13 protein-coding genes and 1 tRNA gene are annotated in these 15,284 nt (G+C 32.2%); 13 read left to right on the top strand and 1 reads right to left on the bottom strand.

Annotation, left to right across the window (positions count from 1 at the left end; all coding sequences use genetic code 11):
* Positions 1–112: 112 nt before the first annotated feature.
* The 12 genes from FGM02_RS00975 to FGM02_RS00920 all read left to right on the top strand — a co-directional run bounded on the left by FGM02_RS00975 (position 113) and on the right by FGM02_RS00920 (position 13,533).
* Positions 113–961, top strand: a complete 849-nt coding sequence (locus FGM02_RS00975; protein ID WP_139956067.1) for a GLPGLI family protein — start codon at positions 113–115, stop codon at positions 959–961.
* 22 nt (positions 962–983) lie between these two features.
* A complete protein-coding gene (locus FGM02_RS00970; protein ID WP_243739320.1) occupies positions 984–3,704 on the top strand; it encodes a carboxypeptidase regulatory-like domain-containing protein in 2,721 nt (906 codons plus the stop codon).
* A 190-nt stretch (positions 3,705–3,894) separates the two neighbouring features.
* Complete coding sequence (locus FGM02_RS00965; RefSeq protein WP_139956065.1) at positions 3,895–4,365, top strand: (2Fe-2S)-binding protein; 471 nt, start codon at positions 3,895–3,897, stop codon at positions 4,363–4,365.
* Positions 4,366–4,374: 9 nt separating this feature from the next.
* Positions 4,375–6,534 (top strand): xanthine dehydrogenase family protein molybdopterin-binding subunit, encoded by a 2,160-nt coding sequence (locus tag FGM02_RS00960; RefSeq protein ID WP_139956063.1) that lies wholly within the window; start codon positions 4,375–4,377, stop codon positions 6,532–6,534.
* Positions 6,531–7,589, top strand: a complete 1,059-nt coding sequence (locus FGM02_RS00955) for an XdhC family protein (protein ID WP_139956061.1) — start codon at positions 6,531–6,533, stop codon at positions 7,587–7,589. The genes FGM02_RS00960 and FGM02_RS00955 overlap by 4 nt, the downstream gene beginning before the upstream one ends.
* Positions 7,579–8,199, top strand: coding sequence for a nucleotidyltransferase family protein (locus tag FGM02_RS00950; RefSeq protein WP_139956059.1), 621 nt, complete (start codon positions 7,579–7,581; stop codon positions 8,197–8,199). Before FGM02_RS00955 ends, FGM02_RS00950 begins: the two co-directional genes overlap by 11 nt.
* 66 nt (positions 8,200–8,265) lie before the next feature.
* Positions 8,266–8,339, top strand: a tRNA-Asp gene (locus FGM02_RS00945).
* 190 nt (positions 8,340–8,529) lie between these two features.
* Positions 8,530–9,750 (top strand): site-specific integrase, encoded by a 1,221-nt coding sequence (locus FGM02_RS00940; protein ID WP_139956057.1) that lies wholly within the window; start codon positions 8,530–8,532, stop codon positions 9,748–9,750.
* Positions 9,751–9,753: 3 nt separating this feature from the next.
* Complete coding sequence (locus FGM02_RS00935) at positions 9,754–10,665, top strand: hypothetical protein (protein ID WP_139956055.1); 912 nt, start codon at positions 9,754–9,756, stop codon at positions 10,663–10,665.
* Positions 10,666–10,876: 211 nt separating this feature from the next.
* A complete protein-coding gene (locus FGM02_RS00930) occupies positions 10,877–11,173 on the top strand; it encodes a helix-turn-helix domain-containing protein (RefSeq protein WP_139956053.1) in 297 nt (98 codons plus the stop codon).
* Between the two features lie 10 nt (positions 11,174–11,183).
* Positions 11,184–12,497 (top strand): DUF3987 domain-containing protein, encoded by a 1,314-nt coding sequence (locus tag FGM02_RS00925; protein WP_139956050.1) that lies wholly within the window; start codon positions 11,184–11,186, stop codon positions 12,495–12,497.
* A gap of 100 nt (positions 12,498–12,597) precedes the next feature.
* Positions 12,598–13,533 (top strand): DUF6371 domain-containing protein, encoded by a 936-nt coding sequence (locus FGM02_RS00920; RefSeq protein WP_139956048.1) that lies wholly within the window; start codon positions 12,598–12,600, stop codon positions 13,531–13,533.
* Between the two features lie 308 nt (positions 13,534–13,841).
* On the opposite strand, the gene FGM02_RS00915 is transcribed toward FGM02_RS00920, so the two are convergent.
* Positions 13,842–14,219 (bottom strand): hypothetical protein, encoded by a 378-nt coding sequence (locus FGM02_RS00915; protein WP_139956046.1) that lies wholly within the window; start codon positions 14,217–14,219, stop codon positions 13,842–13,844.
* Positions 14,220–14,423: 204 nt separating this feature from the next.
* Between FGM02_RS00915 and FGM02_RS00910 the strand changes: the two genes are divergently transcribed.
* Positions 14,424–15,284, top strand: an 861-nt coding sequence (locus FGM02_RS00910) for a type I restriction endonuclease (protein ID WP_243739319.1), incomplete at its 3' end; no start/stop codon positions are given.

The following is a 15,284-nucleotide window of genomic DNA, read 5'->3' as shown; positions in this document are numbered from 1 at the left end:
CAAAAATAAGGCAATTTATGCGTCTATTTTCCTATGCAAAGCTGAATTAACACACGTTAACTATTATTATTCAAGGAAGCGTCTATATTTGTTTCGTACTAAATACATAAAGATGAAATTAAAAAGAATTTTATTGTTTGCAATTGCAGCATGCTCGTTCGCCTATACAACTCAGGCGCAAGATTTTCAAGGGAAGGTTGTTTATATGTCTAAAACCAAAGTAGACTTTGATTTTGGAGGAAGAAAAATTCCTGAAGATGCGAAAGCACGGATGTTAAAACGAATGAAAGATTTTTCAGAAAAAACATACGAGCTTAGTTTTAATAAAACAGAATCTATTTATCAAGAAGAAGAAAAATTGGCAGGGCCAGGAGAAAGCACAAGAGGTAGGATGTTTGCTTCTGTTTTTGGAGGCGCTTTAACGGGTGAGTATTATAAGAATACAGCCTCTAAAGAAAGCAAAAGAGCAGTGGAGTTTTTTGGAAAGAATTTTTTAATAGAAGAAAAGTTAGAAGACTTTAACTGGAAATTGGAAAAGGAAACCAAACAAATTGGAAAATATACTTGCTTTAAGGCAAGTACTTTTATCAAAACAGTAAAGAAAACAATGGGGCCTCCTCCAGAAAAAGGTGAAGAAAAACCAAAGGAAGAAAAGGAAGAAATGGTTTTGGTTACCGTTTGGTATACACCAATGATTCCTGTTAGTATGGGACCTGATAAATATTGGGGATTGCCAGGTTTAATTTTAGGAGTAAATGCTGGAGATACACAAATTATTTGTACCAAAGTGGTGATGAATGTTAACGATAAGAAAGAATTAAAAGCGCCTAAAAAAGGAAAAAAAATTAGCGATGAAGATTTTCAGAAAATAGTGCAAGAAAAAACAGCAGAACTGAGAGAAAGATTTAGAAAAGGTGGTGGAAGATCTGGCGGAGGTAGACCAGGAGGACCAAGAAGATAAAACAAAATACTAAAAAAAAATAATGATGAAAAAATCAACATTCCTTTCCTTTGTGTTTCTATGCTTGTTGCAGGTAACCTTTGGTCAAACTATAAAAGTTTCAGGAATCGTAAAAGATAGTGTAGGTGTAGGTTTAGATATGGCCAATGTTATAGCTTTTAATTTGGAAACAAATGCCATGGAAAATTATGCCATTACAGATCCTAGAGGAGAATATCACTTAAGCTTACCTGCTAAATTTAAGTACGAATTAAAAGTGAGTTATATCGGTTTTGATACAGAAACCATACTCGTTGACTTGACAAACGCAACAAAAAAAGTTACCCAAGATGTATTGCTAAAAGAAGCTTCTAATTTATTAAACGAAGTGGAAATTGCTTATGAAATGCCGGTGACTATTAAAGGAGATACGATTGTTTACAATGCCGATTCTTTTAAAAACGGAACCGAACAAAAATTGGGCGATGTTTTGGATAAATTACCTGGTGTTGTTGTAAATGAAGATGGTGAAATAGAGGTTGAAGGGAAAAAAGTGACGAAAGTAATGGTGGAAGGAAAAGATTTTTTTGATGGGGATTCTAAAATTGCCGTTCAAAATATTCCTGCCAACGCCTTGTCTAAAATTGAAGTCTTGAGAAATTACAATGAGGTTTCTCAAATGAAGGGCGTTTCTAACAATGAAGACAATATTGCAATTAATATTCGCTTAAAAGAAGGAAAAGACAAGTTTTGGTTTGGTGAAGTAACTGCCGGTGCAGGAGCAGATGAACGTTATTTAATTCATCCTAAAGTTTTTTACTACAGTCCGAAAACAAGTATCAATTTATTAACAGATGCCAATAATATTGGTGAAGTGCCCTTTACTACTAGAGATTATTACCGATTTACCGGAGGTTTCAGAAATGTATCTTCAAGAGGAGGAACCTCATTCAATGTAGGTTCTAACGGAATTGGTTTGTCGACTTTACAAAATAACAGAGCCAAAGATATCAATACAAAATTCTTGGCCTCTAACTTTAGTCATAAACCTAATGATAAATTAGACCTTAGCGGATTTGGAATTTATTCAGGTACAGAAACTGAAATGGAACAAACTACAAATAAATTGTTTCGTGATAATTTGAATACAGAGAAAGTAAGTAGCACTACTTCACAAGAAAGTGATTTAACCTTGCTAAAACTGAGTGCAAAATACCAACCAAGTGCAAATTATCAATTAGATTATGATGTGTTTTTAAAAATTTCGAAACAACAACAAGCAGATTCTCTTTCGTCGGATACGTTTATTGATGGTAATCCAAATTCGAATGGTATAAAGACCTTAAAAGAAGACGATCCTTTTGTGTTTACGCAGAATTTAAATATTTATAAAACCATAAATGATAAAAATATTTTGGCTTTTGAAGCACAATACATGGCACAAAAAGAGCGTCCGTTGTTCAATTCAATTTCTGATTTGTTAAATGTACAAGAACATTTAAGTCCGTATTTAGAGACCGAAGAATCGAAGTTTAATTTAACGCAAAATAAAATTACAACAACTGGAAAGTTTGATGCAAAGCTTAATTATTTTTATGTGCTAAATGCTAAAAGTCATTTAAATTTTACCTTAGGGACTTTACTAAGCACACAGAATTTTAACTCTGATTTATTTCAATTGTTGGATGATAAAACGGTGAATAATTTTACAGATGCTTCTTTTGGAAACGACGTGAAATTTCAATTCTCTGATTTTTTCGCAGGTTTTCACTATAAATTTATTACAGGCAAGTTCACCTTTGAACCGGGAGTTAAATTGCATCAATACAAAACAGTAGACAGGCAATTGGCGACCACAAATACAAATAATTTGACAAAGCTTTTACCTGATTTTTATGCCAACTATCAGTTCAAACAATCTGAAAGTTTACGTTTTAGGTATTTAATGACCAATCAGTTTACGGATATAAATAAACTATCGGAAGGACTATTGTTTAATAATTACAATTCGGTTTATCAAGGAAATAGAAATTTAGAAAGCGCTATTTATCATAGTTATTCATTGAGTTATTTTAGCTTTATTATGTATAATTATACCAATATCAACGCTTCTATTTCTTATAACAAAAAGGAAAATGATATAAAAAACAGTACTGAGTTTAATGGAGTAGGTCAAGTAGCTACTTCACAAAACTCGAATTTACCAGATGAGACCTTGTCTTCAAACTTTAGATATGGTAGAACGTTCAGAAAAATAAAAGTAAACTTAAAAGCCAATGGTTCACTTTCTAAATTTTACAATTTTAGAACAAACAATGCTGGAGAAACAAATTTATTGTTGAATGAGGTAACTAGTTATAATTATGGCGGTGATGTAGGAACCAATTTTAACAATGCACCTAATATAAAAGTAGGATATACAAAAAGTATCAATGATTACGGCGATCGAGTTTTTTATACAGACAAACCTTATGTAAATGTAGATGCCTTGTTTTTAAAGCACTTTATTTTTACTGCAGATTATGAGTATTTTGATTACAAAGACAAAGCAGAAACAATTTCTAATCATTATGGTTTCTTAAAAGCCGATTTGACATTTAGAAAAAAAGGTTCCAAATGGGAGTATAGAATTTCAGGAACTAACTTATTACAAACAAATTCCATTAACAGAGATAATATTTCAGAAGTTCAAAATAGTATATCAACCATTGAGTATTTTGTACAGCCTCGTTATTTAATGTTTACTTTAAAATATAATATTTAACTTTAGCAGGCAAAATTTAGATAGTGTCGGGTAATATTGAAGAAGTTCAAGTAGGTTTTGCAGCTTAGTTTAGTGGCAAGCTACAAGAAGTTTAAAAACTTCAAGATTAAATAAGAAATTGTCATTTGTAAGTCTTTGCAAATGACAATTTGCATAAGGGAAAGATCATTTAACAAATAAGGAATTAATTATGGGTGTTTTTAAATTGAGAATCAATAATAAAATTCACACAGTTGATGTGGATGATAGCACCCCACTATTGTGGGTTTTACGTGATTCTTTGGATTTGGTAGGAACAAAATATGGATGTGGTATTGGGCAGTGCGGTGCCTGTACAGTTCATTTAAATGGTTATGCTACAAGAAGTTGTTTGCTAACGGTGGCTATGGTTGGTGATAGTGCAATAACAACTATAGAAGGTTTGTCTGAAAATAACAACCATCCAGTTCAAGAAGCATGGAACAAGCTTGATGTTGCACAATGTGGATATTGTCAGGCTGGTCAAATAATGACGGCTTCTGCTTTTTTAGAGCAAAATAAAAATCCTTCCTCAGAGGATGTTAGAATGGCAATGCATGGAAATATTTGTCGTTGTGCAGCCTATAATAGAATTGAAGAAGCCGTAGTTTCTGCTGCTGAAAAAATGAAATCTAACTCTTAAAACGAAGCGATGCATACAAATAAAAAAAATAATGTAGACAGAAGGTCGTTTATGAAAACGTCGCTTTTGGCAAGTGGTGGAATTCTTTTCGGATTTAATTTGATAAAAGCTGTAAATCCAGAAAGCTTACTTACGGATGCTGTTTCTAATTTGAATTACCAAGATTTCAATGCCTTTATAAAAATTGCGTTGAATGGAAAAGTCACTATTTTTTCACCAAACCCTGAAATAGGTCAAGGAGTAAAAACATCTATGCCCATGCTTATTGCTGAAGAGTTGGATGTAGCTTGGAAGGATGTAACCGTAGCACAAGGAAAGTTAGATACAAAAAATTATACAAGACAAGTAGCAGGAGGTAGTCAATCTATACGTTTTGCTTGGTTGCCTTTACGTCAAACTGGAGCAACGGCAAGAGCTATGTTGGTACAAGCTGCAGCAACTAAATGGGGAGTTTCAATAGCTAGTTGTCAAACTAAAAACGGGTTTGTCATTCATAGTTCAGGTAAAAAAATAGGTTATGGCGATTTGGTTGTGGAAGCGGCTAAGTTAGAAATTCCAACAAATGTAACTTTAAAGAAAACCAAAGATTTTAACATCATCGGTCAGGATATAAAAAATGTTGATTCTTCTAAAATTACAGAAGGAAAACCTTTGTTTGGAATCGATTTTAAAACACCGGGTATGTTGTATACTTCGGTTATAAGACCACCGGCATTTGGGCAAAAACTACTAAATTTTGAAAGTGCTGAAGCAAAAAAAATAAAAGGAGTAATCGATGTCATCCGTTTTGGCGATAAGATTGCTGTGATAGGTGAAAGTACTTGGCTGTGCTTTTTAGGAAAGAAAGCAATTACGGCTAACTGGTCTTCAAATTCTACTTTAGAAAATACAGAAAAACAAGACGAAGATTTAATTACCTTGTTAGAAGGAGGCAGTATAAAAGGAGTGAAGCTAAAAACGGTTCGTATGGATGGTGATTTAGAAACTGCTTTTTCCAAAGTTGATCGTGTCATAGAAAGAACTTACGAAGCTCCATTTTTGCCGCACAATACCATGGAACCGATGAATTTTTATGCAAATGTAACTGCAGATAAAATACATTTGGTAGGACCTATTCAAACACCGGAAGGAAGTGCCAATAGAGTGGCCAAATTATTAAAGCGTTCACCAGATGAGGTTTTATTAGAAATGACCCGTATGGGTGGTGGTTTTGGTAGGCGATTAAAAAATGATTTTGTTTTAGAAGTTGCTGAAATATCTAGTATCATTCAAAAACCCGTAAAATTAATTTTTTCTAGGGAAGATGATATGACCGCAGGTTTTTACAGACCAAAAGTTAAATATAGATTTAAAGCAGGTTTAAAGAATGGAAAAATAGCAGCCTATCATATAAAAGAAGCGGCTATTGGAGGAAATATAAATAAAAGTAGAGCCAATTTTTTTCCGGCTGGCTCTGTGAAAAATTATAAAGTAGAAGTCGCTAAATTAAGAAGTAAAGTCACAACAATGGCTTGGCGTGCCCCTATTTCCAATTTTTTAGGTTGTGCTGAACAAACTTTTTTAGATGAAGTTTCCGAAGAATTAAAAATAGATCCAATTCAACTAAGAATAGATTTATTAAATGCGGCCGATAGTTCTGATAATAGAATGGAATATTCACCAAAAAGAATGTTAGAAGTCATTAAAATGGTGAAAGAAAAGTCCAATTGGAGAAATGCTCCAAAAGGAACCTTTCAAGGTTTTAGCGCTTATTACAGTCATAACACACATGTTGCTGAAATAGCTGAGGTTGTGGTGAAAGAAGGAATGCCAGTGGTAACAAAAGTTTATTGCGTAGTAGATTGTGGAATTGTGGTGAATCCACTAGGAGCAAAAAATCAAATGCAGGGTGGCGTTATAGATGGAATCGGCCATGCTATGTATGGAGATTTAGACTTGAAAAATGGAACTCCTCAAAGTTCAAATTATGATCGCTATCGTTTGATTCGTATGAGTGAAACCCCTCAAGTAGAAACTTATTTTATAGATAGTGATGAAGCGCCAACAGGTTTGGGAGAGCCGACTTTACCTCCAGCAGCAGCGGCAGTAGCAAATGCGATAAAAGCAGCTATGGGAATAAGGTTAAGAAAACAACCCTTTATTAAAAACTGGGAATTAAATATTTCATGACACACGAATTTAAACATATAATTGAAGCCTATACAATAGCAAACCAAGCCGGAATAAAAACTGTTTTGGCAACTGTTGTTTCTGTAGACGGTTCTTCATATAGAGGAGCGGGGGTGCGTATGTTGGTTTTGGAAAACAAACAAATTGTAGGTGCAATTAGTGGAGGTTGTGTTGAGAAAGAAGTCATTCGGCAAGCACAAACAGTTTTTAAAACAGGAAACTCTAAATTAATGACGTATGACGGGCGTTTTCGTTTGGGATGTGAAGGTACTTTGTTTGTTTTGTTAGAAGTTTTTTCTCCAAAGAAAGAAGTAATTGATAGCATAAAAAAAAGTATTGATGCTCGTCATGCATTTGAAATAAGTACTTTTTATAATAAGGATACAGCGCATATACAATGTGGAAGTATTATTTCATTTAGTAGGAAAGAAGACTTTTATTCGTTTTCTTCCAAAGAGGGATTGATAAATGAGCGTACTAGTTTTTTAGAATTTAAAGAAAAATTACTTCCTTGTTTCCGGCTGATTATTATAGGAACCGAACACGATGCTGTTAGTTTATGTACACAAGCAAGTTGTTTGGGTTGGGAAGTTTGGATTGTTGCCGCTTCAGATTCAAGAAAAGAAAAACAAAATTTCCCAGGAGCAAGTCATTTAGTAAAAGTATCGGCAGATGATTTTTCTATAGAAGGTATTGACAAACAAACAGCTTTTGTGTTAATGAATCATAATTACGCAAAAGATGTATTGTATTTGAAAGCATTGAAAAATACCGAGCCGATGTATATTGGTTTGTTAGGTCCTTCTAAAAGAAAAGAACAAATGCTTTCGTCTTTTATAGAATATCATTTTGACGTAACAGATGCTTTTTTAGAAAGCATTTACGGACCCGCAGGTTTAAATATTGGAGGAGAAACTCCTCAGGAAATTGCAATTTCTATTATTTCTGAAATTATAGCTGTAAGTCAGGGTAAAAAGGCATACCATTTACAAGATAAAAAAGGTTCTATTCATGATAGAGATCTAAAGTCTGTAAAATTTTTCAATGAAAAATAAAACAGCCATTTTAATATTGGCCGCGGGAGGTTCTCGTAGGATGAAACGGCCAAAACAATTACTAGCTTGGAAAGCGACTACTTTGTTAGGCAATGCAATTGAACAGGCTACAGGCACTGGTGATAATGATGTTTTTGTAGTGTTAGGAGCTAACTATGAAAAAATTAAAGAATCTATAGCTAAATATCCTATAACGCCGTTATTTCATGAAAATTGGAACTTAGGTATTGGGAGTAGTTTAAGTTTTGGAATAAAAGAATTAGAAAAATATAAGAACTATACACATGTTTTAATTCTCTTAGCCGACCAACCATTTGTGTTAACTTCTTATTTGAATGAATTATTACAGTCAGCGGAACAAAACAAAAGTAAAATCATTTCTAGTCTGTATACTACTAAATTCGGGGTTCCTGCCGTGATTCCGAAAGCATACTTTGAAGATTTAAAAAAACTTTCCGGAGATAGGGGGGCGAAAAAAATACTAGAAAAATATGCTTCAGAATCAATTTCAGTAAGTAATAATTTAATCCTTAGCGATGTAGATAGTATCGAAGATTACTTGGCTTCGTTAAGAAAACTAACCTTGCAAGTGGATTCAAAAAATAAATGAAAAAAAACAAGAAAAGTACTTGTCAGAACAATGAAATGTTCTATATTTGCAACCGCTAACAGCAACGGTCTGGTAGTTCAGCTGGTTAGAATACCTGCCTGTCACGCAGGGGGTCGCGGGTTCGAGTCCCGTCCAGACCGCAAAAGGGAAGTTTATACTTCCCTTTTTTTATGCTCTTTTTTCAGATTTCTTAATGTTAAAGAGGGTTTGCAGTGTTTTTCTTAGAAAGTAGACTAAAATGAAATAAAGGTAAATAAAACTATTTTCGGTACATATTTCGGTACGGTGTTATTTTTGTTTAAGTTTATCAGGCATTGAAAAAACACATTTATGGCTTCCTTAAACTTTTTTTTACGAAATAAATCTACTTTAAATGAAACTCCGATAAGTCTAAAAATCTTATTACCTAATAAAAAGGATTTAGTTTATTCTACAGGTTTAAAGATCGCTCCAAAATACTGGGATTCAAAAAATCAAAAAGTAAGAAATAAGATAGAAGTTGAAGGTGTCAAGGATTTGATTAATATCAAGCTTGCTAAAATCAAATCGTATACTGAAAACGAATATCTAAAGCTTAAAGTTGGTAATGAGTTGTCAAAAGAGAATGTAAAGGAGAAACTAGATGTTTTCTTTCAAAGAAGGTCAAGTAAAGTGGTCGTAGCGGGGTTTTACCAATACATAGACCTACTTATAGAGAATTCAAAGAAAAGAGTCGCAAAGGTCACTTGGCAGTCGTATGAGAGGACGTTGGATCTGATTAAGAGTTTTGAAAGTTCTTTGCGGTATAAAATTTCATTCGAATCGATTAATATAGAATTTTATTATGCTTTTGTCGCGTATTTAGAAGATTCACATGAGATGAGTCCGAATACGATAGGAAAACATCTTAAAAACATTAAGATGTTTATGAATTCGGCTCTGGAAGATGGATTTACTAAGTGTTCAGGTCATAGGCATAAGTATTTTAAAGTCCTTAAAGAAGATAGTTTTCAGGTTTACTTGACGAACGAAGAATTGAAAAAAATAGAACTCTTAGAATTAAAGTTTGATTCTATTGATGATCGAGTAAGAGATTTATTTTTAATAGGAGCGTTTACGGGGCAACGAATTTCTGATTGGAAAAAGTTGGTAGCTGAAAATATACAGGAGTTTAATGGCAAAAGATGTTTTGTAATGAAACAGACGAAAACAAATACAGATGTGATCATTCCAATTCATCCAATTATTGAGAAAATTTTATTAAAAAGAAACGGAAAGTCTCCAAAGTTCGTAAACGAACAAGATATTAATTTAACGATAAAGGAAATTGCTGAAAAAGCGGAGATTAAAGAATTGATACGGCAAAAGGACGATAAGCCAAAACACACATTGATAAGTTCTCATTCTGCAAGACGTTCATTTTGCTCTAACGCCTATAAATCAGGAATGGATAGTCTGGCTATTATGCAGTTATCAGGTCATAAAACAGAGAAGAGTTTTCTGACATATATAAAAATTAGTAAAGAAGAGTTTGCGGAAAGAATTTCGAATCATAAATTTTTTAAAAATTAACCTATGAATTACAGAAACAAAATTAGTAATCTTTCAATTTTAGAATCTGAACAGTTTGATACGAAATTCAATAAATCTGTGAGGGAAGCTTTTCCCAATGTCTTGGAGGTTATTAATACTTTCAACGGATCTATTCCTTTTGCGGATTTTAATATTAATGAGGTTCTGGTAGAGGTGTATAAGGATATTTATAGAATTGATCAAGAGATTGAGCTTGCCGTTGTGTTTAAAGATCGATTTGAAGAAATACAGCTAGAAAATAAAATAGGAAAGGGGAGTATTGAATATAAAGATGAAAATAATCAACAGATACATAGAGAGTTTGATTTGTACAATGGTTTTTATTCTTGCTATCTGGTTTTGATGCAGCATTTGTTTTTTGCGTATTTCATTGATGAGATAGGATCAAAAGAGAGTAGTAAAATTAATAGTTTGAATTCTTTCTTACAGAAAAAGCAGAATGAACTGTCTTATATACCTTATAATTATTTTATTCAGCATGGCTTGTCTAAGCTTAAGGGACAATTTGAAATGACTGACGTAAAAGAATATGTTACTATAGTAATTGATTTTATAGATGGTCTTAAGAAGAAAAGTGTTTTTGATGTACAAGGACTAGATGATTTGGATGAAGATTCATTATTCTTAAACACTCAAGTAAAAGAGTTGTTTTGTTTTTTAGTTCATAAAAATAATAAGAAACAAAATGATGCATTTTTCAGCAAATTGCACAGGTATTATAAATCTAGAAAATTTTGGAAAAATGAAAAGCCAAAGGGGTATTACAGTTTTCTAAAAGAGAATGAAATTTATACGTTTAAAAACGCTCAAATTCAAGTGGCGTCAACTACAAATGAAGAAGATGTTTTTAAAGAATTTGACAAAGTTTTTACTGACTTTTTACTAAATCAGTAGAAAGGCAAAACTAGTAAACTAGTGAAAATCACATTTTTTTCAGCATTTTAGAATCCGATTCACTAGTTTTTTTATTAAAATTATTTTTTGCTCCCTTAAAAACTAGTGTTTCTAGTTTTTAAGGTTTTTTTTTACTTGTTTTTTTCTTCGTTTTACTCCATTTTACCTTGCTTTATTTAGCTCTCTTGCTACTATAATTAAATATAGTAATATGAAAAATAAATTTTTACAAATAGAAAGCATTTCTTTTGAGGAATTATTAGAAGGAATGTCGTCTAGATTTTTAAATGAATTAAAGTTGATCTTAAAGGAGAAAACAGAAAAATCAAAAATAGACACAGAAGATGAATTTATCACAAGTAAGGATGCTTGTGATATCTTAAAGATTACATTACCAACTTTAGCCGCTTGGCGAAAAAGTAAAATTGTGATTAGTTATCGAATAGGAAATAAAATTCGATTTAAAAAGTCAGAGATTTTAAGTTCGTTAAAAAGAATTAACTATTAATTTTTTAGATATGGATATAAATAAAATCAAAGAAATTAAGGATAGCTTAAAAGAGTTTCATGCCACCGATTCGTCAAAAGCATCAGGGTGTTTTGATAAAATAATAGACTTATTACCAAAAGAATTCACGTTTCTTTTGGAGGAATCTCATAAGCATAAAAGAATACCCAAAGAATTTATGTTGTCCTCTATGTTGTTTGCCGTGAGCAGCTCTATTGGGACTACTTTTTATATAGAAGAGTTGGGGTTTAAGAATTATGGGAATCTATACTTTGCAATAATTGGTAGTAGAGGAGATGCTAAAAGTGAAGCCATTAAAGTTGCGACTAAAAAGTTAAAAGAATTAGATGATGTTTATTATCAGAACTATAGAGAGGAGTTAACCTCTTATAATAAAGAAGAAGGGCAGGAGCCTAAGAGAAAACATCTTTTGGTGAAAGATGCAACAATTGAAGCGGTTCAGAGAATTCATTTTGACAATCCAAAGTCGTTAGGAATTTGTCAAGATGAGCTTTTTACTTTGATTGATAAAATGGGGAATCCTAACAGTAGGGATGGTGTTAAGTATAGAGAATTGTTTTTGGAAGGATACAATAATAGTTCAATTGATGTAGCGAGGATTGGTTCAGAAAGTTTTAGAATGACAGAATCTTATCCAACACTTATAGGAGGTATACAAACTCAGTTTATCGATAAAATATTTGGAAAAGGGAATTTGGAAAGTGGTTTTGTAGATCGGCTTTTAGTTGTGTTTCCAAGTACTAAAAATTTAGTGCTATCTAGAGGGAGTATTTCAGAAAAGGCTATTGAGAATTACAATACTTGTTTGGGCACTATTTTGTCGTATAAAAATCAAAGTGAAAAAGAGGATGAGCCAAAAAAAGAATTTCAAATAGAGTTTTCCGACCAAGCAAAAGATCGACTCTTTCAATATGTTCAAGGTTTGGTTAGTGCTCAAGAAAAAGCCAAGCCAATTATTGAAGAATACATGTCTAAAATGCAAATATCAATTCATAAGCTTTGTATTGTGTGTTATATGATGAAAAATTCTTCAGAAGGCACTTTTGCTTCAAAATTGAATATAGAAACGGTGGAATTAGCGATTTTATTGAATGAATTTTATTTTCTCAATTTCAATATGTTATTGGCTAAGCGAACACAGGTACATAAGGAATTATTACCTCTAGATGAAATTGTTAAGCTTGCAATAAAAAATAATGCAGAACAAAAAGCTGTTGCCGAGATTACAGGAAAAGATAAAGGATCTATATCAAGAAGATTTAAAAAGGTGCGTTTAGAAATGCAACTTGCAACTCGCAAGTAAGCTGTTTTTAGGCGTAAGTGTCAGTATATTAATATTGTATAGCGTTTTTTAACGAAGTTGTGAGTTGCAAGTTGCACGAAGTAAATCCATAATATCAATTATGTTGAAAAAAATAGAAGTCAAAATAGATTTTCAAAGAAAGAGAAACTTTTCACTCATAACACCTTGTTGTGGGAAAGAAAATAAGGATGGGAAATTTGTGAATTTTAAGAATCTTCCCTTACGCTTTGGTTATTGTCATTCATGTGGACAAATAACGAAACCTCCATCTTTATATGTCGATGAGAAGGGAAGAAAATTTGTTTGGAATGAGCTAGCGGGTAGTTTTCAGGAGTATGTAAATGAAGATTACAGCATTTCTTTGGAAAGTTTACCACAGGAGAAGTTGCAACCAGAAAAAAAAGAAAGATTTATAGAGCCAAACGATATAGAAAAATATTATAACTCAAATCCTACAGATAATTTAACCAAATTTCTGTTAATGCAATACGATACTAAATTGGTGAGAGAAGCTATTCAGAAATACCATTTAAAATCAACAAAAGATGGAGGTACAGTTTTCTTTTATGTGAATAAGGAGTATAAATTTCAAAAAAATAAAATTAGCTATTACACTAACAATGGTAAAAGGACTTCTGTTTTTAAAGTTCCTTTTAAAAATGAAGATGGATATTACGCATGTTTGTTTGGTGAGCATTTATTGAATGAAGACAAGCCAATTAATTTAGTAGAGAGTGAAAAAACGGCATTGGTGTGTTCCATGGTTTTTCCAAATTATAATTGGTTGTCGTATGGAGGTATTAATGGATTGACCGATGCTAAAATGAAAGTGCTTTCTGGAGAGCGAATTTTAATCATTCCAGACATTAGCAACAATGCTGTTGAAATAATGAATGCCAAAAAAGAAAAGTTCCTTAGCAATAATATTCAAGCTACAATTTGGGATATGACAGAAGGAAAAAGTGATGCGCAACTAAAAGAAGAAAATAAATACAATTCAGACTTAGAAGATTTGTTAAGTGAGTTGCTAGGGTAGCTTGTTTGTGTTTTTCATAGACTTTTTAGTTAGGAACCTATAGAAAAATACTGTTTTTATTGTTGCAACAAAGTTGTTGCTGTTGTTGCAACGCGTTTGTTGCTGTTGTTGCTATTGTTGCAATACGTTTGTTGCTGTTGTTGCTATTGTTGCAATATGTTTGTTGCTGTTGTTGCAACGCGGTTGTTGCTGTTGTTGCAAATAGATGAAGTCCTTGTTTTACTGAGGAAACAGGTTTTTTTTGCTAATAAGAAAGTAAGAGTGATGGGTGACGTGCTAAGCAACAGATCTGTTGCAATTGGGTGTTTTTATTTATAAGTCTCATCTTCTTTCAATACTTCCTTTGCATACAATCTTTGTGGAATTGGAATACTGTCGGGTTTATTGTGAGGTGTTTTCAATATAAAGCCTCCTTCAATGCCACAAGAAAAAGCAGGAAGTATTTCACTAATAAATTTTAACTGAACAGTAACTTCAATAGCATTAAGTTCTGTACAGTTGTAGCTAAACAATTCAATAAAACTCAAATAAATTTCTCCTTTGTAATTTGCTTCTAATAATTCATTCAATTCTAAGCGAGAGGTGATTTTTCCTTCTTGTAATTTTTTGGCAATGATGCGAAGTACGGCTGTCAGACAACCCGTGATTTTTTCAAGCTCATTTCTTCTTTGTTGTTTTGTAATCAATTTTTTGTTTAAAATGAAATTCGCCTTAAAGTAAATATTTCTGTTGTAAATAGTCAAATAAAATTGTAGAAATAGTAAAATATGTAGACTTCCTTTTTAAAATACTACAAAATCTGTAATTTGGTAAAAAGTAAATACCTTAACAAATAGGAAAGCCGATATATTTATTTATTTTTAATGCTTGCTTTGAAAACAAAAAATTAAATGAAATTCAACGAAGACTCTAGAGTTAAAATTCCCTCCATATTACATTTTATACAGTTAGGATATACTTATTTATCTTTAAAGGATACTAGTTGGGATGCAAACACCAATATCTTTACGGCTATTTTTTACGAGCAACTTATAAAAATAAATCCAAACCTGTCTCAAAAAGAAGCAGAGCGATTTTACAATGAAATTTCTCTTACTTTAGAAAATGAAGATTTAGGAAGAGTATTTTACAACAAGCTAATAGATCAATCTGGAATTAAATTAATCGATTTTGAGAATTTCGAGACTAATAATTCTTTTCATGTGGTTACTGAGTTGCCCTATGAAAAAGACGATGATAATTTTCGACCAGATATTATCCTGTTGATTAACGGTATGCCTTTGGTTTTTATTGAAGTTAAAAAGCCAAATAATAGAGATGGTATTTTAGCGGAACACAAGCGAATGCAAACTCGTTTTCAAAATAAAAAATTTAGAAAATTCATCAACCTAACACAGTTGATGGTTTTTTCTAACAATATGCCTTACAATGATGCTGATACGCAAATGTTGGAAGGAGCTTTTTATAGCACAACTAATTATAGAAAACCCATATTTAACTATTTTAGAGAAGAAGAACAGTTTGACTTAGGGGAATTATTAAAACCAGTTTCTGAGGAAATAGAAAATTTTGTACTGAAAGATACTAATTTGATCAGTATAAAAAATGCCAAAGAATTTGCCTCGAATAAAAATCCAAACTCTGCTACGAATTCGATCGCTACTTCGTTATTTCAAAAAGACCGATTAAAATTCATGCTACAATATGCTTTTGCGTATGTTGAAGAGGAGCATGGCTTGGAAAAACATGTA

The organism is Flavicella sediminum (genome assembly GCF_006381105.1).
Lineage (GTDB): Bacteria > Bacteroidota > Bacteroidia > Flavobacteriales > Flavobacteriaceae > Flavicella > Flavicella sediminum.
The sequence above is the reverse complement of the archived record's forward strand: the minus strand, read 5'-3'. Positions and strand labels throughout refer to the sequence as shown.